This is a genomic window from Pseudomonas sp. PvP100, from assembly GCF_017833055.1.
GTDB classification, from domain to species: Bacteria; Pseudomonadota; Gammaproteobacteria; order Pseudomonadales; family Pseudomonadaceae; genus Aquipseudomonas; species Aquipseudomonas syringae.
This window is the reverse complement of record NZ_JAFIBO010000001.1, coordinates 270,456-294,106: the sequence shown is the minus strand read 5'-3', so window position 1 is coordinate 294,106 and position 23,651 is coordinate 270,456. Positions and strand designations below refer to the sequence as shown.

Below are 23,651 nucleotides of genomic sequence, written 5' to 3'. Positions count from 1 at the left end.
TGTTGAGCAGAACGCTGAATTCGCCCCGCCTGCCGATGCTGCTGCTGGCCGCCGGGCTGATTGCTACACCGTGGACCTCGAGCATGGCCGCCGGAATGGAAGGCATGGACCACGGCAGTCATGCGATGCACATGGACGCCAGCGACAGCGAGGACGCGACCTCGACGCAGACTGCGCCCACCCAGAGCCGAACCCCGATCCCGCCGATCACCGATGCGGACCGGGCTGCGGTGTACACCAGCCACGCGGGCCATCAGGTCCATGACAGCGCCATCAACAGTTACTTTCTGGCCGACAAGCTGGAATGGCAGGACGCCAATGACGGCAGCGCGCTGGCCTGGGACCTGTCCGGCTGGATTGGCGGTGATATCGACCGCCTGCTGCTGCGCTCCGAAGGTGAGCGAACCAACGGCAAGACCGAAGAAGCGGAAATCCAGGCGTTGTGGGGCCACTCGATCAGCCCTTGGTGGGACATGGTCGCCGGAGCACGTCAGGATTTCAAGCCGGGCGCACCGCAAACCTGGGCCGCCTTCGGCCTGCAGGGCCAAGCCATTTCGGATCTGGATATCGAGGCCACCGCGTTCATCGGCGAAGCCGGGCAGACCGCCGCTCGCCTGGAAGCCGACTACGACCTCCAGCTGACCAGCAATCTGGTGCTGCAGCCCACCGCGGAGCTGAACTTCTACGGCAAGAACGACCCGCAACGCGGCAACGGTTCGGGCCTGTCGACCAGCGAGTTCGGCCTCAGGCTGCGCTACGAAATCACCCCGCAATTCGCACCTTATATCGGCGTGAGCTGGGACCGCTCCTACGGCAAGACCGCCGATTACGCGCGCGAGGACGACGAGGACACCCAGGACGCGCGACTGGTGGTCGGCGTGCGCATGTGGTTCTGAACACAGTCAATGGCATTGCTCTGAGGCTGCCGTATAATCCCCGGTTTTCTTCAGAGCACCCTCCCCGTGGCCAACAAACGGTACGCCTGCATCGGTCTTTACAACCCCAAGTCCCCGGAAAACGTCGGCTCCGTCATGCGTGCCGCCGGCTGTTACGGCGTGGCGTCGGTGTTCTATACCGGTAAACGCTATGAGCGCGCGCGGGACTTCATCACCGACACCAAGAAAATCCATCAGGACATCCCGCTGATCGGCATCGAAGACCTCAAAAGCATTCTGCCGCTGGGTTGCATTCCGGTGGCTGTCGAACTGGTCGACGGCGCCCGCGCACTGCCCGAATACACCCACCCTGATCGCGCGCTGTATATCTTCGGCCCGGAAGATGGCTCGCTGGATCAGGAGATTCGCGACTGGTGTGAAGACGTGGTCTATATCCCGACCGAGGGCTGCATGAATCTGGCGGCGACCGTCAACGTCGTCCTCTATGACCGCATGGCCAAAGGTATCAATACCCGTTCGGGCCCGCAGTTCGGTCGCGAGAAAATTGATCCGGCCAGCGACCGCTGACGGAAAAGCATTGAACCTGTGTCGCGCACGGGCAGTCAGTTTCTCTGAATCGAGCAACTGCTTCCAATTTGCCAACTCCGACCTACTACCTCATGGAGAGCCATCATGCGCGACACCCCAATCATCGAACGCATCGACACACCTGAACTGCTTCAACGCAACCCCGAGCAGAACGTAAACGGCTGGGAGCGCATTGGCTCGCTGGCTGGCGGCGTACTGCTGATGGGTAAAGGCGTCCGTCGTGGCGGCTTTCTGGGCCTGATCCAATTGGCCATCGGCGGCGCGGCCCTGGCGCGCGGCATCAGTGGCCACTGCTCGGCCAAGAGCCTGATGGAAAAAGGCCGCAGCGATCTGCAAAGCGCACGCTCGACCATCGAACGTGCCGGTGCGCAACTGAATAACCTCAAGGACGACGCTGAAGATGCCGTGAAGACGGCGGCTGCCAAAGGCGTGGAAGCGCTGACCGAGCCAAAGCCGGTCATTTAAGCGTTCAACCCGCGCGAAAAATCAGGTAATCCTCCCAGTCGTCCTCGGCCACATTGTTCTCGCTGAGCATGCGGCCTGACTGGGAGATGCGTTCGTGATGCACGGCCGTGCGATCACCGCACACCAGATGGTGCCAGAGCGGCAAATCCTTGCCCTCACTGACCAGACGATAGCCGCAGGTTGGCGGCAGCCATTTGAATTCATCGGCCTGACCAGGCGTCAGTTGAATGCAATCGGGCACCGAGGCACGACGGTTTGCGTAGTCGGAGCACTGGCAGGTTTTCAGATCCAGCAGCTTGCAGGCAATTCGCGTGTAATAAACCGCGTTGTCTTCCTCATCCTCAAGCTTCTGCAGGCAGCACAAGCCACAGCCATCGCACAACGACTCCCACTCCTGGGTGTCGAGCTGGTCAAGGGTCTTGCGAATCCAGAAGGGTTCAACTTTAGCGGCCATGGTTCGGACAACGGTATCGAGAATGAAAAGGCCGCCAGTCTAGAGGTACACGGGGTGCGGGCCAAGCACTTGCGACTGCCGGTAGCCGGGACTTGTCAGCGACGGGGCAAAACAGTAGCGTTAACGGGTTTTCAGTGCGTTCAAGCGATGCCTGCCGACCACGGCCCATCAAGCCACGCTCGTTTTCAACCTTCGCTATCAAGGACTCTCATGAGCACGAACCCTCGCATCGCCGATCACCCTATCGACCCGCAATTCACCGAACGCTGGTCGCCACGTGCCTTCAGCGGCGAAAGCATCGACCAGGAAACCCTGCTGAGCTTTTTCGAAGCCGCACGCTGGGCGCCCTCAGCGTATAACTCGCAGCCCTGGCGCTTTCTCTATGCACGTCGCGATACGCCGAACTGGGAGCGTTACCTCGGCTTGCTGAACGAGTTCAACCGCAGTTGGGCACAACACGCAGCGGCCTTGGTGATCGTCATTTCCAAGACCACCTTCGTCGCCCCCGGCGCAAGCGAAGAGAGCCCTGCCCTGTGGCACACCTTCGACACGGGTTCGGCATGGGGTTACCTGGCACTGCAGGCCAGCCTGAGCGGCTGGCACACCCACGGCATGGCCGGTTTCGATCAGGATCTGACCCGCAAGGAGTTAAATATTCCCGAAGGCTACGCAGTGCATGCGGCCATCGCGATTGGCAAGCTGGGGGACAAATCGACCTTGCCGGACTACCTGCAAGGCCGCGAAGTGCCAAGCCCGCGCAAGCCGCTGGCAGAACTGGCCGCCGAAGGTGATTTTTCGCTATAACCGACTGTCTGCTGTAATCAATGTCTGCGAGCCGACGCCTGAAACGTCGGCTCGTTGGTAAGGGCGTCAGTAACCTCGCGAAAAATCGACCTCTCCGCGCAGCGCTTCTCCCGCCTGAAAAGCGTTCAGGTTATGCACGAAAAGCTCGGTCATGGCCACTGGCGAGGTAGGCGCCGAGCTGTGACCGGTCAACAGCAGACCGTAGGCAGTCCAGAACGGATGGCGCTGCGGCAAAGGCTCCTGACGGCAGACGTCAATCACCGCGCCAGCCAGATGCCCTTCCTTCAACGCCTCGACCAGATCTGCATCGACAACAGCCACCCCGCGTCCGACGTTGATGAACAGCGCCGTGGGCTTGAAGCTGGCGAACAACTTGGCGTCGTACAGGTCGTGCGTCTCGGGCGTATTGGGCAGCAGGTTGATGACGTAATCCATGTCGCCGAGCAGGCGCGTCATGTCTGACAACGCTGTCACTTCAATGAACGGTTCCTGAGTGCGCGCACTGGAGGCCACACCGTACACCTGCACGCCGAACGGCAGGAGGAACTCGGCAACGCGCTGACCGATATCGCCGGCACCGACGATCAATGCCTTGCGGCCCGACAGGCTCTGCCCGGTCCGGTTGTCCCACTTGCGCTCGACCTGACTCATCAGGCGCGCCAACACCTCACGCTCATGGCCGAGCATATAGGTCAAAACGAACTCAGCCATGACCTGACCGAAAATCCCGACTGCACGGGTCAGGCGATAGTCTCGTGACAGGCTGTCAGCCAGCAGCGGTGTGATGCCCGCCCAGGTGGATTGCAGCCATTGCGGCGTGTGCCCCTGCCGCAGCAGATTGGCCATCAGGTCGGGCTGTCCCAGCCAAACCGGGCAGTCGCTGGCCATGCGCGACAACTCGGCAGAATCGCCAGTGCTGAAAACTTCCAGATCAGGCGCAGCCTTGCGCAACAATTGGGTGTAAACGTGGTAATCGTGCTCGGCAATCAGAACGCGCATGTTTCAAAAACCTTAAAAACAGGACAGGCAACCCACGTCGATGTGGGCCGCTTTACAACGTGAGCAACGATTACATGGGATCGTTGCGGCGCAGCAGCTCTTCGGGCAAGTGCTCGATGTAATCGTCTTCAGCCGGCGGCATCTGCAAGTGATAGCCCTGGCTGTCGAGGTTCTCCAGCACCACATTGATATCTTCGCGCGACAGCGCCCGCTCGGGACTCAGCACCAGATCGAACGCATGAACCGGCTTGCCGAAGGCCACCATCAGCTCGGGCGGCACACGCTTGAGGACGTCGCTCTTCAGGACGTAAAGGTACATCTCGTTTCTTTTCGGGCTGCGATAAATCGAGCAGATGCGCTTCAAGACGGTTCTCCGGGGGTGGCCAGGCTGTCCAGCAGCGCCTGACCCATCAACTCGCGACGCCAGCCACGCAGCGAGTCGGGTAATTGGTAAGGACCGTCGGGGTAGCCGCTCTTGAGCAGGGCTTCGAGGGTCTTCTTGCGCAGCATCAGCTCCGGGGCCATGTCCAGTTGCTCGGCGTACTGCTGACCGATGGCACGCAGACGCTTGATCGACCCGGCCGCATCGATGGGCAACGGCTCGGGCAACGCAGGTGGCCATTCTTCCGGCGGCAGCACGCTCGCGGTCTTGATCAGCTCGAGCAGAAACTCGCCGTCATGACGGACCGTCCGCGGGTGCATGTCTTCGATCCGTGCCAGTGCGCCGAGGTTGTCCGGCTGGGTTTTGGCCAATGGCCAGAGCGAGTGCTCACGCACTATACGGTTGCGCGGCAGGTTGCGGGCACGCGCCTCGCGCTCGCGCCAGGCACACAACTCGCGCAGCACGGCCAGCTGGGCGCGGGACAACTTCCAGGCCAGCTTGGCGTCGCGATACACCTCGTACGGGTCCACCTCACGGCGCAGGTTGGCGACCAGTTCGGCGCCGTCATCCAGCAGCCAGGCGTATTTGTCGTCGGACAAGCGCGGGCGCAGGATGGTGAACAGCTCGGCCAGGTGCACGGCATCTTCGGCCGCGTAGCTGATCTGCGTTTCCGACAGCGGGCGTTGCAGCCAGTCGGAGCGGGTTTCGCCCTTGGGCAGGTCGATGTCGAGGACCTCCTGCACCAGACGCGAGTAGCCCATGGAAAAACCCAGGTTCAGGTAGGCAGCTGCCAACTGAGTATCGAACAGCGGAACCGGCAGGCTGCCGGTCAGGCGCAGCAACACCTCGAGGTCTTCGCTGCACGCATGCACCACCTTGATGACGTCGGGGTTTTCGAGCAACGCAGACAGCGGCCGCCAGTCGTTGATCAGCAACGGATCAATCAGCCAGGCGCTCTGCCCGTCGCCGATCTGCAGCAGCGCAGCGATCGGATAAAAAGTGTCGACCCGCATGAACTCGGTGTCGAGCGCCACAAAAGGCAGTGACTGCCATTGTGCGCAATGCCGGGCGAGGCTGTCGTCGTCGCGAATCCAGTGAATATCGATGGCCACACGGCTCTCCCTTCAACAATGGCGCGCAGTATATATCGTCATGGGAGATTATCGCGCGTCTGTCGTCCGGGTCTGGCGCATCTTCATGCAAATGACGGACAGGAGGAGCTATTGCCGGGCAGACGCGCTGCCGATGATCGTCCCCATAACGTGAGAGGACGATCAATACCCGGAACGCCGCGCACGTGGTTACTTGTCGGTGGCCGCCGACTCGCTGCGGCACCCGGCAAACATATCGAGGCTGGGGTCATAAACCTTGGTATCGACTTTTAACAGGCCGAGCATGGAATGGAAAAGGTTGTCCTGGCTCAAGGGGGCATTACGTTGTTTGGCCAGACACTCCGGCGTGACGGCAAAGGACTTCTGATAGTTATCGGACAACCAGACCATCATCGGCACATGCTTTTGCTGATCAGGCGCCAGCACATAAGGCGTGCCGTGCAGGAACAGATTGTACTCGCCCAGCGACTCGCCATGGTCCGACAGATACACCATGGCGGTATCGACCTTGTTTTGATTGGCGCGTAAAAGATCAATCAGCGTGGCCAGTACATGGTCGGTGTACAACAACGTATTGTCGTACGCATTGACGATGCTGTCCCGGCTGCAATTGTTCAACGCATTGCTTTCACACACCGGGGTAAACTTTTCAAACTCTTTTGGGTAACGTTTGTAGTATTCAGGCCCGTGGCTGCCCATCTGGTGCAGAACAAGCACGGTGTCCTTATCGAGGCTGTCGATAAAGGTCTGCAGGTGTTGCAAGAGTATCTCGTCCCGGCATTCATGGTTGTTGCACAACAGCGGGTCCTTGAGATTGCTCACGTCCTGGAAGGTCACTCGATCGCAGGTGCCTTTGCAGCCAGCCTGATTGTCACGCCATATCACGTCTATGCCCGCGCGCTTCAGTACATCCAGCAAGCCTTCCTGATTGCGCGCCTGGGTAGCGTTGTAATTCTTGCGTCCCATATTGGAAAACATGCAAGGCACCGACACGGCGGTTTCGGTGCCGCAGGAATACACATCGGTAAACGCCACCAGCCCGCTTTCCTTGTTCAGGTTGGGCGTGGTGTTACGACCGTAGCCAAGGATTCCGAAGTTCTCGGCCCGGGCACTTTCGCCCACCACCAGCACGGTCAAGGATTTGCGGGCATGCGTGGCCCAGTCCGCGGAGCGTTTGGCGTCCTCGCCGATCTTCACGAACGGGCGCCTTGCGGAGATCACCTGCTCACTCAGGTAGCCCAGCGACGCACCAATGTAATTGCTTGGCACGACCATCAGGCGCAATTCATGGTGATTGCGGAACAATGACGACAGTCCTTGGTAATTGGCCAGTGCAACGCCGCCGATTGCCACGCAGCACGCCACCGTCACCAACAGTTTGCTGAACAGTTCAAGGTGCCAGCGACGGTAGCTGATCGGCAGTTTCCAGAGGATCAACGAGGGCACTACGCCCAGCAGAAGGATATACAAGGCCAGTTTTAAAGACAGCAGCCCCTGCACTTCCGTCACGTTGGTTTCGGCGAAGTTTCGAAACATGCCGGCGTCGATCATGACCCCGTATTCGGTCATGAAATAAACCACCCCCGCGCTGATCATAAACAGACTGATCAACACCGGTTTAAACACACGACGGAATGCCAACAGCGTCAAAACGATATTGAACACGCAGAAAATCATCAAGCCAAACGCAAAGCGCATGGCCAACCCTTTGCTATCGGCGCTGGTAATCGAGAAAAGATGCTGCCAGAGATTGATATTGAAACCCAGTAACAGAAACGCACTGGCAAGTAGGGTTACAACCTCTGGACGAACAGTTCTGGGTGTCGGCATCGTGGTCTGCTTATCGAATTAATATGCATCGGGCATTCAGGAGCCAGTGAACGCCCCAATGGCGCGCACTGTAGGCAGCGCATCATCAATTTTATGTGAAAACGGTGAGAGGATTGGGTTGAATGAAGCTTATTTCACTGTAAAGAAATGCGTTGCAGCATTAACGCATTTGCGAGCAGCGTGTCTCCGCAAGCAAGCTTGCGGAGACATCAGCCGTTCAAACGCGCCTGATCAGACCGAGCGACGACGATAGGCCCGATAGCCCGGCAACCAGAAATTGCGCTCGATGGCCTCAAGCAGCGCCTCTTCGGTGGTTTCCAGTGCCAGCCCTTCGGCTTGCGCTTCCCTGGCCACAGCCAGGGCGATCTTGCGGCTGACCTGCTGGATTTCCTTGAGCGGCGGCAACACCGCATCACCCTTCCCTGTCACCATCGGCGAGCACTCGGCCAGCGCATTGGACGCCGCCATGAGCATCCGGTCAGTGATGCGCGATGCCTTGCAGGCCACCACGCCGAGGCCGATGCCCGGAAAGATGTAGGAGTTGTTGCACTGCGCGATGTGCACCGTGCGACCGTTGATTTCCACTGGCGCAAACGGACTCCCGGTGGCTACCAGTGCATTGCCGTCGGTCCAGCGCAGGATTTCTTCCGGAGTGGCTTCCACTTTGGACGTCGGATTGGACAGTGGCATTACCAGGGGTTTGGCGCAATGCTTGTGCAGTTCGCGAATCACTTGCTCGGTGAACAGACCGCGCTGCCCGGACACACCGATCATCACGGTGGCCCCGGCGTGGGTGACTACATCGAGCAATTGCGGGAAGGCTTCCGAGCCGGCAGTCCAGCCAGACACGTCGGCAGTCTTTTGCGCCAGTCGTTTCTGGAAGTCGAGCAAATTGTCCATGCCTTCGATCAACAGGCCGAAACGATCAACCATGAAGATACGTTTGCGCGCTTCGCTTTCGCTCAGACCTTCGATGCGCATCGCTGCGATGATGTGCTCGGCAATCCCGCAGCCTGCCGAACCGGCACCGACAAACACCACCTTCTGCTGGCCGAGGGTTTCATTTTTGGCCTTGCAGGCTGCCAGCAACGTCCCCACGGCAACCGACGCGGTGCCCTGGATGTCATCGTTGAAGCAGCACAGTTCGTCGCGGTACTTTTCGAGCAGCGGCATGGCGTTGGACTGGGCAAAATCTTCGAACTGCAGCAGCACGTCCGGCCAGCGACGCTGCACCGCGTCGATGAACAGCGCGATGAAGTCTTCGTATTCCTTGCCCGATACCCGCTCGTGACGCCAGCCCATGTACATCGGGTCGTCCAGCAGCTCACGGTTGTTGGTGCCGACATCCAGCACGATCGGTAACGTGTACGCCGGGCTGATCCCGCCACACGCGGTGTACAGCGACAGTTTGCCGATCGGGATGCCCATGCCGCCGATGCCCTGATCGCCCAGACCGAGAATTCGCTCGCTGTCGGTCACGACAATGATCTTGATCCGGTCCTTGGTCGCGCTGCGCAAAATGTCATCGATGCGGTCGCGCTCAGGGTAGGAAATGAACAGGCCGCGATGCGTGCGGTAGATCTTGGAGAATTCCTGACAGGCCTGCCCCACCGTCGGCGTGTAGATGATCGGCAGCATCTCGTCCAGGTGGGAGTCGAGCAGGCGGAAAAACAGGGTTTCGTTGTTGTCCTGGATGGAGCGCAGGTAAATATGCTTGTCCAGGTCGCTGGCACACTGTTTGTACTGACTATAGACCCGGGTGACTTGCTCTTCGATCGTCTCTACGTTCTGCGGCAGGAGCCCGATCAGATTGAATTCGACCCGCTCTTGCGGGGTGAAGGCACTGCCTTTGTTCAGCAGGGGCATTTCCAGCAGTGAGGGTCCTGCGTAGGAAATGTACAAAGGTCGCGAAGTTTTGGTCATTTTCTCTAATCGCCTTTTTCGTCTACTCATTAATTCTTTATGTCGACCGGGGCGGGCAGCCTGGCTCAGTTCTTGTTGTTTTTTCTTGTCGCCAGCTCTCTATCAGGCCATGCCGAAAACCATTCGGCAGATAAGGTCAGGGCGAACATATTACTCGCCTGACCTTGGCTTGCGACATTTTGTCGCGCAAAGAGTGGCTAAGTGACGCTATTACAGACGCAGCGTCCCATGACCAGCCAGTGCATTCAGCACTCCGGAAGCGATCATGAGACTGAGTGAAAAAGCCCCGACGGACGTCGAGGCTTCAAAGGGTCAGGCTGCGTCAGGCTTTTCGGCGATAAGCCCGATGGTGAACCCATCGACGGCCGAGATCCGGCCCCGCCACAGCACACCGGCATCACAAATCGGGTTGCCGTCAGTAGAGTAGGTGCGGCAGTCCTTCAGGTGAAGGAAATGGAAGGCCGGAGTGTCTTCAGACGACTCACCGGGCTTGAAGGACAGGATCATCTCTTTCATGGTCGCGTCAGTACCGTTGGCGAACGAGCTGAACGGTGCCGAGATATCGTCGGCCAACTGCTCGAAATACGCATCGTGAGAAATCAGATGCCCGGAAACCAGATTCCCGCCCACCGACAGCGTCACGCCCATCTCAACCTTGGTGTTGGCAACAAACTTGACCAGCCATTGCAGCAACCAGTCGATCTGCTTGCCCTGCCACTTGAACTGAGCAATCACGTCATCGTGGCTCTGGCTGGGAGAAGGTTGCGACTTTTGTACCTGATCTGCGTCTGACATCTGAAAGCTCCTCGCCTCACAAAACGTTGAACCCAAGGTATAGATCAGATCGGGCGAAAGCGAAACCGGGAGGCAGGATTAGTTTGCGAATCGCCAAGGGGGACGTGTGAAACCAGACGATTTCGCAGGAGGATGATGACAGTGTTTCTAATCTGCGCGGGATGCCAGTGGCTCGGTTAAGTGTTGCAGACCGAATATTGGTGATTTTTTTTCACAATGACTGATCCAAAAGATCGGAGATCCGCCTAAAGGTCATCTATAGAATCGAATGATCGATTTCCGAAACGGAGTAAAACGATGACTCAGAACAATCAATCGCTCGGCCTGGAGAACCATACGGTGTTCAGCGGTACATTCCAGCCCGATCAGTTGACCATCGGATTCATCTCGCCCGCGCGCGGCTATCCTGACGGCCCTTTTCCCAGCCTGGAGGACCAGGCCGAGATCGTGCAGCGCCTCGATCAGAGCGATGCTGCGGCACTGTGGCTGCGCGATGTGCCGTTTTACGACCCGTCATTCGGCGATACCGGCCAGGTCCTCGATCCGCTGGTGTACGCAGGCTGGCTGGCAGCGCTCACTCATAGAATCGCCATCGGCACTGCCGGCATCGTCAGCCCGTTGCGAGAGCCGGTCATCACTGCCAAGCAGATCGCTACGGCGGACCAACTCTTGGGAGGCCGCTTTCTCGCTGGCATGGCTTCGGGTGACCGGGCAACAGAGTACCCGGCTTTCGGGGTCGACTTTGCCAGCCGAGCGGAACGCTATCGGGAAGCGCTAACGCTGATCAAAACGCTGATTTCAGAGTCATTTCCGCGCCTGAAGACACAGCATTTCGGCCAGTTGCGGGGCGATATCGATCTGGTACCCAAACCCGCAGCTCAACGGGTCCCTATCATTGCTATCGGTCGCGCTGGACAGAGCCTGGAGTGGCTCGCGGCCAATGTAGATGCCTGGATCTGGCATGGCGACGCGCTGCGCATGCCGGAGGCTGTGCCGCATTGGCGTGAGGCAACCGCTTCCAGGGGATTCGTCCCTTTCGGCTACGGCGCGATGTTCGATCTCGACGCCAATCCTGACGCGCCGCTACAAACGGGTCGAGTGCTGAAGGGCGGTCGAAAGGCGTTGAAAGACTTCTTCTCACGGCAACGCGAAGCCGGGATCAATCATGTCGCATTGAACCTCAAGCCCACGCGGCGTCCCTCTGTGGAGGTGATCGATGAACTCCAGGAGCACATCCTCCCCCAGTTTTCCATTACGTCAGGCTGAGGAGACAGGGACAGCTTCGCGCTTCTGTGTTGTAAGCGGCTTTGCGATCATCCCCGATTCGATGATTATTCAAGCCCGCTCAACACGCCCGGCAGGCGTGAGATTGGCTCCCAGGTAGGCGACCAGCGCGCTGACTTTTGGCAGCGCCTCGCGACTTCGAAGCCAGACAAGATTCATCGGAAGGCCTTCGGTAGCAAGATCCGGCAGCACCTCCACCAGTCTGCCGCTATTGAGATGACACTGGACCAGCCAGGTCGGTAGCTGAGCGATGCCAAGCCCCGCCAACACTGCCATTACCTCACCCTCTCCGTCTCCCACGGCAATGTGCGGATGCATGATCCTGCGCTCCATGTCCCCCGCTTGGCGGCCCTTGAAATACCAGGGGATCGCCATACCGTCATTTTGCCCATAGCCGATGCACTGGTGGTCATCGAGGTCCGACACCGTTTTGGGCTCGCCGTGTTGGTTCACATACTCGGGTGACGCGCAGAAAATCAGCTTCTGCGTTCCAAAAAACTGGTGAGCCATGGCGGCTGGCCAGGCATCTGAACCACCGATCCTGACGACGATATCGATGCCCTCGTGCACCGGGTCGACGTAGCGATCGGAAAAAGACACATGGGGCTGCAACCTGGGGTGCTGCTTCATGAAATCAAGAATCAACGGCAGGACATGTAAACGCCCATACGAAGCTGGCAAATCAATACGCACCTTGCCCTGTGGCTCGGTCTGGGTTGAGGTCAGCGCAATCTCGACTTCCTCCAGATCCGAAAGGACCGTTGTGCAGGTACGGTAAAAGGTTTCCCCTGCCTCGGTGAGCGACAGCCGACGCGTGGTGCGCTGAAACAACCGGGTGCGCAGACGCCCTTCCAATCGCGCAATGCTCTTGCTGATCGCCGAGTTGGTCAGGTTCAACCGTTCAGCTGCGGCCGTGAAGCTGCCCATGTCGGCGACGATGACGAACACATCGATACCCTTGAGTCGCTCAGAGGAAAACATAAACGCTCCGATTATTGAATTCCATTCCACTCACTTGATAGAAACCAGCAAAAATAAAACGCCATTTCTCCAATAGACTATGTCAAAACCTGTTCGGAGTTAAGCCTCATACAGCGCTGCACTGGCCCCGGACAACACCTAACGCTCGGACTATCAGTCCTGATGATGGCGTTCGCAACATCCCTGCTGGGCAAGTTGGCGGGTGGCTAATGGGCTTCGGAGTGATCGTTGCGCTGCTGCTGACGCGTCGCCAGTCATCCCCTGACAGCCGCCTTCCCCAAGGCTGCTGCCGTCATTGTCCTTTTAATTCCCCCTCCACAGGAGAGACTGCCTTGACTCTGTTCAACGAATTCAAACTCGGCAACACGACCCTCAGCAACCGCGTCGTCATGGCGCCCATGACCCGCTCGCGTGCCCCCGAGGACATCGCCACCGAACAGATCGCGCTGCATTACACCCAGCGCGGCACCGCCGGCCTGATCGTGTCGGAAGGTACGCCGATCTCCCGTGAAGGCCAGGGCTACCTGTTCAATCCAGGCATCTATACACCGGAGCAGATCCAGGGTTGGAAGCTGGTGACGGACTCGGTCCACAGCGTCGGTGGTCACATGTTCGCGCAGCTCTGGCATGTTGGCCGCGTGTCCCATACCTCGATCCAGATCGACGGCCAAGCACCGGTCAGCGCCACCACCAAACAAGCACAGGGCGCAGTCGCATTCGCTTATGACGAAGACGGCGAACCCGGCTTCGTGCCTACCTCCGTGCCGCGCCCACTCACCACCGAAGAAGTGGCGCGAGTCGTCGAGGATTTCGCCCAGGCCGCGCAGAATGCGATCGACGCCGGTTTCGACGGCGTGGAAATTCACGGCGCCAATGGTTACCTGCTGGAGCAGTTCCTCAACCCGCTGGTCAACGATCGCACCGACCAGTACGGCGCGAGCAACCTGCAAGATCGCCTGCGCTTCGTCTTCGAAGTGGTCGATGCCGCCTGTGCCAGAATCGGTGCCGACCGCGTTGGGATTCGCATCTCGCCCTATGGTCAGTTGTTCGATATGCCGCTCTACCCGGAGATCGACGAAACCTACTCGGCGCTGTGTGCAGGCATGCGCGAACGCGGCATCGCCTATGTACACGTCATGGACCAGACGCACTTCTTCATGGCCGGCGAAAGCTCCGCCGCGCAGGAGCAGGCATTACGCAAACTGCTCAAGCACTGCAAGGCCGAACTGGGCAACACCGCGCTGATCCTCGCCGGCGACATGACCCGTGAACGCGCTGATGCGCTGCTGGAAGAAAACCTGATCGACCTTGCTGCGTTTGGCCAGCCTTTCATCGGCAACCCCGACCTGGTCGCCCGCCTGAAAAACGGCTGGCCACTGACGACCCCGGACCGTGACACCTACTACGGTGGCGATGCGCACGGCTACATCGACTACGCGCCCTACCGCGCTTGATCTACTGGCCGGGACGCCGCGTTCGAGCGGTGTCTCGGCTGGTCTCGCGGTGAAAGCTGCCTTTCAGCCGGGCACGGGCAACTGTGTCAGCGCAGCCATATCCTTGCCGTGAGCAGTTGGGTCTGAATGACGACGAGTTGGAAGTCCTCAGGGATAGGCTTGTACGGCATCTGACTGAACCGCTAGACGGATGAGAAGCCGATAAAAGTAAACTCTCAGTAAAATCTGTTTTGACTGAACATTGACAGACCCCGTGCGTGAGCAAGTACACTGAGTATACCGTTTAATTTTTTGTATACATTGTTTACAGCTAGCAGCCGTGGAGGCCAATATGGCATCGCCTGTTCTGTCATTCCGAGTAGAAGAAGGCTTGGTCGAAATGCTCGACCAGCTTGCCCTTGCCACGGACCGTGATCGTCAGTACCACCTGAAACGTGCTCTGTCTCGCTACGTTGAAGCAGAAGCGTGGCATTTGAAAGCCATTGATGAAGGCTTGGCCGACATCGATGCAGGGAAGACGATCGATCTGGAAACCGTTAAAGCCAAGTGGGTAGCACGTGCCGCAAATCGAGCTAAGTGAAAAAGCCGATAGCGATCTGGAAGCGATTCATGAGCATTACGCGGGGCTGATGGGCCACCAGAGAGCTGACGAAGCCGTAAATACCATTCTGGAATCCATTGAGCAGCTTGCAACGTTTACGGGGATGGGACGCCCTTCCCAAACCCCGGACGTGCGCGAGCTGGTGCTTACCCGCTACCCCTTCGTAGTGAGCTATGTGGTTCGCACCCAGGTCGTATTCATTGTTCGCGTACTGCATGAGCGGAACGAGCGCCTGAACACTGCAAAAATCCCGGATCAATTCCGCTAGGCCCCGCGCCTGTAGCCCTGCCATTTACATCCCCCATCAGCTGCGTTTATGCCCGTACCACCGCGCCAAAGGCCGCATGAACGACTTGATGACCCTCGCCAGCCTGATAGAAAAACCTCATCCGCTTCGGTCATTACTGGCATTTACTGCGATGCGCTCCCGGCCAACGGCGAAAGAGCGGGTCTGCACCGACGCACCTGTGGTCATCTAATACCACTGCATTGCCTATCGACTACGGGCGCATTTACCGGAAGGCGGGACCACTGAACTGATCATCTGCGCGGCATTCACCTAGCGAGGCCAATCCCCATTAAGGCGACCAAACCCAGCAGTGCAAGCACACGCAAACAGGCAGCTTCAGTCAGACCGAAGACCAGAGAGTGCGACCGGCTCCAGTTACCGTCAGTGCGGACGTGGTCGCTGCAGGCATCTGCAGTCGAGTCGGCCAGAAAGCAAGGTGACATTCAACCAAACGCCCGGACCAATGCGTTCCAATTGAGAGACATACGACCCAGACTGCGAGCAAGAACGACAATCTGAATCCTGTCAGCGGGCTGCAGGGACATGAAAGAAAGACTTACGCAGCACGTGTATCGCGTGCGGAAGAGGTCGTAAATCCGACCGAATGAGGCAGGGATGCGGGACCAATTTCCAGAAGCCCTGGAATGATGGTTATTTTGGCCACAAAAAAACCCGTAGCTGAATCAGCTACGGGTCTTTATTTGTATGGCGGAGAGATAGGGATTCGAACCCTAGGTACCGGTGAAGGTACAACGGATTTCGAATCCGTCCCATTCGGCCACTCTGGCATCTCTCCAACGGCGCGCATCATAACAGCATCAACGCAGAAGGCGAAGCCCTTCTGCTGTTTTTTTTCGTGCTATCAAGCGCTTGCGTGTTTTTTCCGCTTACAGCGGCACGCCCAGACGGTTTGCGACTTCTTCGTAGGCTTCGATGACGTCGCCCAGACCCTGGCGGAAGCGGTCCTTGTCCATTTTCTTGCGGGTGTCCTTGTCCCAGAGGCGGCAGCCGTCCGGGCTGAATTCGTCGCCGAGGACGATTTCACCGTGGAATACGCCGAATTCGAGTTTGAAGTCGACCAGCAGCAGGCCGGCGTCGTCAAACAGTCTGGTCAGCACGTCATTGACCTTGATCGACAGCTCTTTCATGCGAACCAGTTGCTCGGCAGTGCCCCAGCCGAACGCCACAACGTGGGATTCGTTGATGAACGGGTCGCCCTTGGCGTCGTCCTTGAGGAACAGTTCGAAGGTGTACGGGTTGAGCCTGGTGCCCTCTTCGATGCCCAGACGCTTGACCAGGCTGCCAGCCGCGTAGTTACGCACAACGCATTCGACCGGGATCATGTCGAGCTTCTTGACCAGGCACTCGTTGTCGCCCAGCAGCTTGTCGAACTGGGTGGGAATACCCGCTTCTTCGAGCTTCTGCATGATGAAGGCGTTGAACTTGTTGTTCACCATGCCTTTACGGTCGAGCTGTTCGATGCGCTTGCCGTCGAACGCCGAGGTGTCGTTGCGGAACAGCAGGATCAAGCGGTCAGCGTCGTCGGTCTTGTAAACCGATTTGGCTTTGCCGCGGTAGAGTTCTTCACGTTTTTCCATGATGGGCTCCGCTTGCTAAGTAGTTGGGCTAGGCGATATGTCGCCAGTCGAGCCCTGAATCTTGATCGGCCAGTTGCAGCCAGTCCGGGTCGCACCCGAGGGTGTCGACGAAACATTGCCGGGCCAGGTGCGGCAGGTTGTTCTTGCTGCTGAGATGCGCCAGCACCAGGTGCTGAAGGTCCTGCCATCCCAGTTCGCTCACCAGGCTGGCAGCCTGATGGTTGTTCAAATGACCGGTTTCACAGCCAACGCGTTGCTTGAGAAAGACCGGATACTGGCCTCGGGCAAGCATGTCGCGACAGTGATTGGCCTCGATCATCAAGGCATCCAGGCCTTGATAACGCTGTAATACGTTGGAGCAGTAAGAGCCAAGGTCGGTCAGCAGGCCAAAGCGGCGCTTGCCGTCACTGAAGACGAACTGCGTCGGTTCCAGTGCATCGTGAGCGACCGACACCACATCGATGTCCAGTGCGCCGATCTGCAGACTCTCCCCGCCTGCCAGCAGGCCAGTAATCTCCACCGGCTTGCGCATTCCGCGCAATGTCCCGCTGCTGAGGTAGACCGGCACATTGTAGCGCCGCGACAGCAAACCCACGCCATGCACATGATCGGCATGTTCGTGGGTCACCAGTATGGCGCTCAGCTGGCTTGCCGAGACGCCCAGACGAGCCAGGCGCCGCTCGGTTTCCCGCAGGGAGAAACCGCAATCGACCAGTATGTACGTATCGTTGCTTGCGACCAGCGTGCCGTTGCCACGACTGCCGCTGCCGAGAACCGCGAAACGCACTTAACCCAGGTTGTCTTGAATAACGCTCAACACCCGACGTGCGATATCCGCAGGTGCGACGGTGTTGATGTTCTTCTCGACGGTCACTTGAACGTTGTCACCGACCTTGCTCAGGCGGACCTGATAGCGCTCGGCGCGGGCATCGATCTCTTCCTTGGTCGACTTGCTGCCAAACATGCGGCCGAAGAAACCAGGCTCGTTTTCAGGCGTCTTGGCTTTTTCAGCCAGGTTGATGTAGTACAGACCCAGGCTGCGGTTGATGTCCTCGACACGCCAGTCGCCCTGATCCAGCGCACGACCAACGCTCGACCATGCGCGGTCCAGATCGGCACCGAGGTTCAAGACCGGGTTGCCGCTGCCGTCTTCGCTCAAGGCGACACGGCTTGGGGTGTCGTAGTCACGTGCCGCCAGCAGGGAAATCGAACCGCCCTTCTCGGCGTTGCGGCCCATGCTGGCCAGCAGATCGTCGGTCAGTGCGGCGTCAAGGCCCAGGTTGGTGGTGCGTGTCGGGAAGGCCACGTCGGCAGTGCTGCCGGCAGGACGCTCGACGCTGACCACGTAGACTTCACTGGTATTGCGCTGCACGCCCGGCTCGATGCGAACCCGTACACGGGTTTCCGAGTCGGCCGATACGCCGGCAGCGCTCAGACGCTTGGCCACCGAAGCGGACAGCTCATCGAGGCGCTGCCACGAGGAGCTGAATTCGCCCGTCTGTGGACGCTCTTCGGCGATACGGAAACCGTTGTCTTCGAAATACTGGTGGGCCACCGGCCAGACTTCGGCTGGCTGACGCTGAGCCAGGATCCAGTGCGCATCACCACTCTTCTGCAGGCTGAAGTCGCTCGACTCGGAAGTTGTGCCCAGCGGCTGAGGACGCGGCACGATGTACTCGCCGTCTTTCTGGGTGCTGTCAGCCACGTTACGCGGGATCGGCAGCAAAGGATCCAGACGCTTGACGCCGGTAACATCGGCAGGCAACTGCATGGGTGGGGTCTGGGTCGCCTGGAGGTAATCACTGCCGCGATCACGGAAGTAACCATCTTCGCCCCAGAGCCAACCGCAACCGCTGGTGCTGGAGATAATAAGAGCAAGTGCGGAAAGTCCGGCCAATCGCTTCATTGCGTGATACTTCCTCAATTAAACCAGGACGCCGGACTGGCGCATGGCCTGACGCAGCGGTTCATGACAGGCTTCGCTGAGCCAGGTAAGCGGCAGACGGATACCGTCTGGCATCAAACCCATTTCATGCAATGCCCACTTCACGGGGATAGGGTTGGATTCGATGAACAGGGTGTTGTTGAGCGGCATGAGCTTTTCGTGAATCGCCCGGGCCGTTTGCGCATCGCCACGCATGGCCGCTGCGCACAGATCGCTCATGGCGCGCGGTGCAACGTTGGCGGTCACGGAAATATTGCCCTTGCCGCCCAGCAGCATCAATTCGACTGCTGTAGCGTCGTCGCCGGAGTACACCAGAAAATCGCTGCTGACGCTGGCCAGGATGTCCTTGGCGCGTTGCAGGTTGCCGGTGGCTTCCTTGATGCCGACGATGTTTTTTACCGTCGACAGACGCGCAACGGTCTCTGGCAGCATGTCGCAGGCCGTACGGCCCGGCACGTTGTAGAGGATCTGCGGAATGTCGACGGCATTGGCGATGTGGCTGAAATGCTGGAACAGGCCTTCCTGAGTCGGCTTGTTGTAGTAAGGCGTCACCAGCAGGCACGCGTCGGCACCCGCATTTTTGGCGTTGGTGGTCAGTTCGACGGCTTCACGCGTCGAATTGGCGCCTGTACCGGCGATGACCGGAATGCGACCTGCAACCTGAGTGACCACCCGGCGGATGACTTCGATGTGTTCGTTCACATCCAGCGTCGCCGATTCACCGGTGGTGCCTACGGCAACAATGGCGTGGGTGCCCTCTTGCAAGTGGAAGTCAACCAGTTTGCTCAGGCTGTCCCAGTCCAGACGACCTTGTGCATCCATTGGTGTGACCAGTGCCACCATACTGCCCGCAATCATGCAACCGCTCCTGCCGGAAAAAGAGAGCCGTAATGGTACTGGCGCTATCAGCCTTGTACAAGCGAAGTACCGCGCTCTGAGCATTCCCCTGAGCGATGGTTTTCGCTACCCTTCGTCCTTTGATCGGTACTGGTCACCTGCGCACCTCGCTCAATCGGTCGAATTTGTCGCCAGAAGCCCCGCCCCAGCGCACTCCAGCCCAGTCATGGTATATCCATGCGAGCCAGGCGCCGAGGGACCCGGCAAGTAATCTTGCGCCATCGATTGTCGAAACAGCCCCGCAAGTCCGAAAAAGTACCGACCGCTCATCGTCTAGGAATGCTGCATGTCGTCCACCCCCACAGTTCGCGAACAATTCCTTGTCATCAGTGCCCTTGGCGCAAACCCCATGGAGCTGACCAACGTCCTGTGCCGCGCCAGCCATGAAAACCGCTGCTCGGTCGTCACCTCGCGTCTCACCCGCCACGGCGAGTGCAGTGCGCTGATTCTTCAGGTGTCGGGCAGTTGGGACGCTCTGGCGCGCCTTGAAACCGGTCTGTCGAGCCTCTCCAAGAAGCATGCGTTCACGACCAGCGTCGTGCGCAGCGCCACTCTGGAGAACCGCCCTGAAGCCCTGCCCTACGTGGCGTACGTCAGCTCGGCGTACCGCCCGGACATCATCAATGAGCTGTGCCAGTTCTTCATCGACCACAACGTCGAGCTGGAGAACCTGATCTGCGACACCTATCAGGCCCCGCAGACCGGCGGCACCATGCTCAATGCCACGTTTACGGTGACACTGCCTGCCGGGACACAGATCAGCTGGTTGCGTGATCAATTCCTCGATTTCGCCGACGCGTTGAATCTGGACGCACTGATCGAACCCTGGCGCCCACAAGCCCCAATGTAAGGAGTCCTCATGACTGTCACAGTAGATCATCCGGTTCCCGATTTTCAGGCACCCGCTACCAGCGGACAAACTGTCGAACTGTCTGCGCTCAAGGGTCAGCAGGTCGTCATTTATTTTTACCCGAAAGACAACACGCCCGGCTGCACCACGCAGGGCCAGGACTTTCGTGACCATATCGCGCAGTTTCAGGCAGCCAACACGGTTGTCCTCGGTGTTTCCCGCGACAGCCTGAAGACCCACGAAAACTTCAAGGCCAAGCAGTCTTTCCCGTTCGAGCTGATATCGGACAAGGACGAAGCCGTCTGCCAGCTGTTCGACGTCATCAAGCTCAAGAAGCTCTACGGCAAGGAATACCTGGGCGTCGACCGCAGCACCTTCCTGATCGACAAGGAAGGCGTACTGCGTCAGGAATGGCGCGGCGTGAAAGTGCCTGGCCATGTGGCTGAAGTATTGGCACAGGCCGAAGCCCTGAACAAAGGCTGAGCAACGTGCCCCGCTGCGGCGCGCAAGGTGCCGCAGCGATTCAGCGCTGCGGCTGTGACTATCGCGTCAAAGCAGCGGAGCCACCGTCGGCTCATTGCGTGGCCAGGCGTCGAGCACGGCCTTGAACAGCGTGGCCAGCGGAATCGCAAAGAAAATCCCCCAAAACCCCCACAGCCCACCGAACAGCAGCACGGCGCAGATGATTGCGACCGGGTGCAGATTGACGGCCTCGGAAAACAGCAGCGGCACCAGTACGTTGCCATCCAGCGCCTGAATGATGCCGTGAGCGATCATCAGGTAGATGAACTGATCGCCCCAGCCCCACTGGAACAGACCGATCAACGCCACAGGCACGGTGACCACTACCGCGCCGACATAAGGCACGACCACCGATATACCGACCAGCATTGCCAGCAGCGCCGCGTAATTGAGTCCTAGCGCGGCAAAAGCGATGTAGGTCACGCCGCCACAGATGAAAATCTCGATGACCTTGCCGCGAATGTAATTGGCAATCTGGCGCTTCATCTCATCCGCCACCCGGTTGATCAGGGCACGCTCACGGGGTAAATAGCCGCGCGCCCAGCGGCCGATCATGTGCCGATCCTTGAGGAAGAAGAACACCAGAATCGGCACCAGCACCAGATAGATCATCAGGTTAACCAGCAACGGCAGGCTGGAAATCGAGAACGTCAGCGCCAACTGGCCGATCTTGCCCACTTCACCACGGGCAACCTCGATGGCCAGCAGCACTTGCTCGTCGGACACCAGATGCGGGTAACGCTCGGGCAGCAACAGCAGCACCGATTGCCATTTGGCAAGCATGCCCGGGGCTTCGTTGAACAAGGTGATCAGCTGGTGCCAGAGCAGCGGCACCAATACCAGCAGGAACACCAGCAATACGCCGATGAACAGGGTGAACACCAGACCGACGGCGGCCATTTCGGGCATGCGCAGGCGTTCCAGAACACTGACCAGGCCGTGCATCAGAAATGCCAGCACCAGACCGGCGATGACCGGCGCCAGCATGCCGCCCAGCGTCAGGACAAGGGTGAACGCCAGAAACAGCAAAACCGCCAGGACCACCGCCTCCTCGTCAGAGAAGTAGCGTTGCACCCAATTGCGAAGCACATTGAACATCAAACATCCTTTTCAGAAAAAACGCGGCAGTGGGTCAGGCCTTACGCAGCCAGTAACGATAAATGCCGACATCGACCTCTTCATGCAGCAACTCATGCCCGGCGAGCCTGGCAAAGGTTCGAAAATCGCGCTGCGAACCGGCATCGGTGGCAATTACTTTCAGCACCGCGCCGCTGGCCAGGCGGTTGAGCTCCATCTTGGCTTTCAGCAGGGGCAGCGGACAGTTGAGACCACTGGCATCCAGTTCGGCGTCACAGGCCTCGGGGCGCTCTACAGCGTCAGACATCGTTTATCTCCAGGCGGACACATCGAATTACAAAGCAGGTCCGAAAAGGCAGGACGAACAAGGCGGCAAGAATACCTCACTCTGGTCAGCACGCCATCGAGCCAGCTACAGTACAGGTTCTTCTGACCAGAGCTTCGTGCATGAATTTTTTGCGTCCTACACTGCTCACCCTAGCCTGCCTGTTCGCTACACACGGCATGGCGGATGACCTCCCCTCGCTTGGTGACGCCAGCTCCTCGATTGTCTCCCCCGAACAAGAGCACCGTCTGGGCCGTGCGTGGCTGGGGTTGCTGCGCGGCCAAGTGGCGCAGCTGTCGGACCCGCAGCTCAAGGACTACGTCGAAACTTCGGTCTACAGCCTGGCCGAGACCAGTCAGGTTCAGGACCGGCGGCTTGAATTCATCCTGATCAACAGCCCGCAACTCAACGCCTTTGCCGCACCCGGCGGCATCATCGGCGTCAACGGTGGTCTGTTTCTCAATGCTCAGACCGAGGGCGAGTATGCCTCGGTACTGGCTCACGAACTGGCTCACTTGTCGCAGCGCCACTTCGCCAGGGGCATCGAGGCCCAGCAGCGCATGCAAGTGCCGGTCATGGCCGCGATGCTGGCGGGTATCGTCATGGCAGCCGCAGGTGCCGGTGATGCGGGTATCGCCACCATCGCCGGCTCACAGGCTGCCGCGATCCAGGAACAACGGCGCTTTTCGCGCCAGAACGAGCAGGAGGCTGACCGCATCGGCATTCTCAACCTGGAGAAGGCCGGTTATGACCCGCGCAACATGCCAACCATGTTCGAACGCCTCATGCGCCAATATCGATTCGACGCCAGGCCTCCGGAGTTTTTGCTGACTCACCCGGTCAGCGAGTCGCGGATCGCCGATACACGCAACCGTGCCGAGCAGGCCAAACCGGGCGGCAAGGAAGACAGCCTGCTGTATCAACTGATGCGCGCCCGTGTGGCACTGATCTATGAAGAAACCCCAGGCATCGCCGCCAAACGCTTCCGTGCGCAACTGGTTGAAAACCCGAAATCCGATCCGGCGCGCTATGGCCTGGCCATCGCGCAGATCAAGGGCGGACAACTGAACGAGGCCAGGGAAACCCTCAAGCCACTGCTCGAAAAAGCGCCGAACGACATTACCTATAACCTGACGCAGATCGACCTGGACATCACCAATAACCGGCTGGCCGATGCGCAGCAGCGTGTCGATCGCATGCTGACGCTGTACCCCGGCAATTATCCGCTCAATGACGTGCGTATCGACGTGCTGCTCAAGCAGAACCGCACCGCCGAAGCCGAGAAAAGCCTTGAAGCGCTGCTCAAGACCCGCCCGGATGATCCGGACATCTGGTACGTCGTGGCGGAAACGCGTGGCCTGAACGGCAACACCATCGGCCTGCATCAGGCGCGCGCCGAATACTTTGCGCTGGTCGGCGATTTCCGTCAGGCGATCCAGCAACTGGACTTCGCTAAACGCCGTGCGGCCAATAATTTTCAGCTGGCATCACGTATCGATGCGCGGCAAAAGGATTTGATCGAGCAGGAGCGGATGGTCAAGGACATGATGAACTGATCGTCCGGCGCCGCGAGGCGCCCG

At 59.0% G+C, this 23,651-nt stretch carries 25 protein-coding genes and 1 tRNA gene; 11 read left to right on the top strand and 15 right to left on the bottom strand.

Annotated elements, in window-relative coordinates; all coding sequences use genetic code 11:
• The first annotated feature begins 2 nt into the window (after window positions 1-2).
• The 3 genes from JOE39_RS01445 to JOE39_RS01435 all read left to right on the top strand — a co-directional run bounded on the left by JOE39_RS01445 (window position 3) and on the right by JOE39_RS01435 (window position 1,949).
• Window positions 3-896: a copper resistance protein B gene (locus JOE39_RS01445; protein WP_280922649.1), complete on the top strand. Its 894-nt coding sequence runs from the start codon at window positions 3-5 to the stop codon at window positions 894-896.
• A gap of 66 nt (window positions 897-962) precedes the next feature.
• Window positions 963-1,463 (top strand): RNA methyltransferase, encoded by a 501-nt coding sequence (locus JOE39_RS01440; protein ID WP_003317406.1) that lies wholly within the window; start codon window positions 963-965, stop codon window positions 1,461-1,463.
• 105 nt (window positions 1,464-1,568) lie between these two features.
• On the top strand, window positions 1,569-1,949 hold the full coding sequence (locus JOE39_RS01435) for a DUF2892 domain-containing protein (protein ID WP_003390932.1): 381 nt from the start codon (window positions 1,569-1,571) through the stop codon (window positions 1,947-1,949).
• 4 nt (window positions 1,950-1,953) lie between these two features.
• Here JOE39_RS01435 and JOE39_RS01430 read toward each other — a convergent pair whose 3' ends face one another.
• The gene (locus tag JOE39_RS01430) at window positions 1,954-2,403 is read right to left on the bottom strand and encodes a YcgN family cysteine cluster protein (RefSeq protein WP_003368281.1); all 450 of its coding nucleotides are present in this window, start codon (window positions 2,401-2,403) and stop codon (window positions 1,954-1,956) included.
• Window positions 2,404-2,613: 210 nt separating this feature from the next.
• Here JOE39_RS01430 and JOE39_RS01425 point away from each other — a divergent pair, with 210 nt between their 5' ends.
• On the top strand, window positions 2,614-3,207 hold the full coding sequence (locus JOE39_RS01425; protein WP_003317403.1) for a nitroreductase family protein: 594 nt from the start codon (window positions 2,614-2,616) through the stop codon (window positions 3,205-3,207).
• A 66-nt stretch (window positions 3,208-3,273) separates the two neighbouring features.
• Here the strand turns inward: JOE39_RS01425 and JOE39_RS01420 are convergent, their stop codons facing one another.
• The 6 genes from JOE39_RS01420 to gvpU form a co-directional block, all read right to left on the bottom strand.
• Window positions 3,274-4,206, bottom strand: coding sequence for a D-2-hydroxyacid dehydrogenase (locus tag JOE39_RS01420; RefSeq protein ID WP_003390934.1), 933 nt, complete (start codon window positions 4,204-4,206; stop codon window positions 3,274-3,276).
• A gap of 70 nt (window positions 4,207-4,276) precedes the next feature.
• Window positions 4,277-4,570, bottom strand: a complete 294-nt coding sequence (locus tag JOE39_RS01415; RefSeq protein WP_003317401.1) for a YcgL domain-containing protein — start codon at window positions 4,568-4,570, stop codon at window positions 4,277-4,279.
• Window positions 4,567-5,700, bottom strand: a complete 1,134-nt coding sequence (gene rnd, locus JOE39_RS01410) for a ribonuclease D (RefSeq protein WP_010432132.1) — start codon at window positions 5,698-5,700, stop codon at window positions 4,567-4,569. Before rnd ends, JOE39_RS01415 begins: the two co-directional genes overlap by 4 nt.
• 189 nt (window positions 5,701-5,889) lie before the next feature.
• The gene (locus JOE39_RS01405) at window positions 5,890-7,530 is read right to left on the bottom strand and encodes a phosphoethanolamine--lipid A transferase (RefSeq protein ID WP_032658528.1); all 1,641 of its coding nucleotides are present in this window, start codon (window positions 7,528-7,530) and stop codon (window positions 5,890-5,892) included.
• Window positions 7,531-7,761: 231 nt separating this feature from the next.
• A complete protein-coding gene (locus JOE39_RS01400) occupies window positions 7,762-9,453 on the bottom strand; it encodes an NAD-dependent malic enzyme (RefSeq protein WP_209996740.1) in 1,692 nt (563 codons plus the stop codon).
• A 312-nt stretch (window positions 9,454-9,765) separates the two neighbouring features.
• Window positions 9,766-10,248 carry a gas vesicle accessory protein GvpU gene (gene gvpU / locus JOE39_RS01395; protein WP_003345567.1) on the bottom strand — a complete coding sequence of 161 codons (483 nt, stop codon included), beginning with the start codon at window positions 10,246-10,248 and terminating at the stop codon, window positions 9,766-9,768.
• A gap of 297 nt (window positions 10,249-10,545) precedes the next feature.
• On the opposite strand from gvpU, the gene JOE39_RS01390 reads away from it, so the two are divergent.
• On the top strand, window positions 10,546-11,514 hold the full coding sequence (locus tag JOE39_RS01390) for an LLM class oxidoreductase (protein ID WP_209996742.1): 969 nt from the start codon (window positions 10,546-10,548) through the stop codon (window positions 11,512-11,514).
• A 69-nt stretch (window positions 11,515-11,583) separates the two neighbouring features.
• Here JOE39_RS01390 and JOE39_RS01385 read toward each other — a convergent pair whose 3' ends face one another.
• A complete protein-coding gene (locus JOE39_RS01385) occupies window positions 11,584-12,513 on the bottom strand; it encodes a LysR substrate-binding domain-containing protein (RefSeq protein ID WP_161420776.1) in 930 nt (309 codons plus the stop codon).
• Window positions 12,514-12,845: 332 nt separating this feature from the next.
• On the opposite strand from JOE39_RS01385, the gene JOE39_RS01380 reads away from it, so the two are divergent.
• From JOE39_RS01380 to JOE39_RS01370, 3 genes are all read left to right on the top strand, one after another.
• A complete protein-coding gene (locus JOE39_RS01380) occupies window positions 12,846-13,967 on the top strand; it encodes an alkene reductase (protein WP_122242375.1) in 1,122 nt (373 codons plus the stop codon).
• A 331-nt stretch (window positions 13,968-14,298) separates the two neighbouring features.
• A complete protein-coding gene (locus tag JOE39_RS01375) occupies window positions 14,299-14,547 on the top strand; it encodes a ribbon-helix-helix protein, CopG family (protein ID WP_161420775.1) in 249 nt (82 codons plus the stop codon).
• Window positions 14,525-14,836: a type II toxin-antitoxin system RelE/ParE family toxin gene (locus JOE39_RS01370; RefSeq protein ID WP_080343838.1), complete on the top strand. Its 312-nt coding sequence runs from the start codon at window positions 14,525-14,527 to the stop codon at window positions 14,834-14,836. The genes JOE39_RS01375 and JOE39_RS01370 overlap by 23 nt, the downstream gene beginning before the upstream one ends.
• A 727-nt stretch (window positions 14,837-15,563) precedes the next feature.
• On the opposite strand, the gene JOE39_RS01365 is transcribed toward JOE39_RS01370, so the two are convergent.
• The 5 genes from JOE39_RS01365 to dapA form a co-directional block, all read right to left on the bottom strand.
• Window positions 15,564-15,653: transfer RNA gene (locus tag JOE39_RS01365), tRNA-Ser, on the bottom strand.
• A 91-nt stretch (window positions 15,654-15,744) separates the two neighbouring features.
• Window positions 15,745-16,455, bottom strand: coding sequence for a phosphoribosylaminoimidazolesuccinocarboxamide synthase (gene purC / locus JOE39_RS01360; RefSeq protein WP_024661989.1), 711 nt, complete (start codon window positions 16,453-16,455; stop codon window positions 15,745-15,747).
• 28 nt (window positions 16,456-16,483) lie between these two features.
• On the bottom strand, window positions 16,484-17,242 hold the full coding sequence (locus JOE39_RS01355) for an MBL fold metallo-hydrolase (RefSeq protein WP_003421240.1): 759 nt from the start codon (window positions 17,240-17,242) through the stop codon (window positions 16,484-16,486).
• A complete protein-coding gene (gene bamC, locus JOE39_RS01350) occupies window positions 17,243-18,361 on the bottom strand; it encodes an outer membrane protein assembly factor BamC (protein ID WP_003421238.1) in 1,119 nt (372 codons plus the stop codon). It lies immediately after the preceding gene.
• 18 nt (window positions 18,362-18,379) lie between these two features.
• Entirely contained in the window at window positions 18,380-19,258 is an 879-nt protein-coding gene (gene dapA / locus JOE39_RS01345) for a 4-hydroxy-tetrahydrodipicolinate synthase (RefSeq protein WP_003317384.1), read from the bottom strand.
• A gap of 325 nt (window positions 19,259-19,583) precedes the next feature.
• On the opposite strand from dapA, the gene JOE39_RS01340 reads away from it, so the two are divergent.
• Both JOE39_RS01340 and JOE39_RS01335 read left to right on the top strand, forming a co-directional pair.
• A complete protein-coding gene (locus JOE39_RS01340) occupies window positions 19,584-20,147 on the top strand; it encodes a glycine cleavage system protein R (protein WP_003317383.1) in 564 nt (187 codons plus the stop codon).
• Window positions 20,148-20,156: 9 nt separating this feature from the next.
• On the top strand, window positions 20,157-20,630 hold the full coding sequence (locus JOE39_RS01335; protein WP_003317382.1) for a peroxiredoxin: 474 nt from the start codon (window positions 20,157-20,159) through the stop codon (window positions 20,628-20,630).
• 66 nt (window positions 20,631-20,696) lie between these two features.
• Here the strand turns inward: JOE39_RS01335 and JOE39_RS01330 are convergent, their stop codons facing one another.
• Window positions 20,697-21,767, bottom strand: a complete 1,071-nt coding sequence (locus tag JOE39_RS01330; protein WP_004406094.1) for an AI-2E family transporter — start codon at window positions 21,765-21,767, stop codon at window positions 20,697-20,699.
• A 34-nt stretch (window positions 21,768-21,801) separates the two neighbouring features.
• On the bottom strand, window positions 21,802-22,053 hold the full coding sequence (locus JOE39_RS01325) for a sulfurtransferase TusA family protein (protein WP_210078024.1): 252 nt from the start codon (window positions 22,051-22,053) through the stop codon (window positions 21,802-21,804).
• Between the two features lie 140 nt (window positions 22,054-22,193).
• On the opposite strand from JOE39_RS01325, the gene JOE39_RS01320 reads away from it, so the two are divergent.
• A complete protein-coding gene (locus JOE39_RS01320; RefSeq protein WP_003409438.1) occupies window positions 22,194-23,627 on the top strand; it encodes a M48 family metalloprotease in 1,434 nt (477 codons plus the stop codon).
• Window positions 23,628-23,651 lie beyond the last annotated feature (24 nt).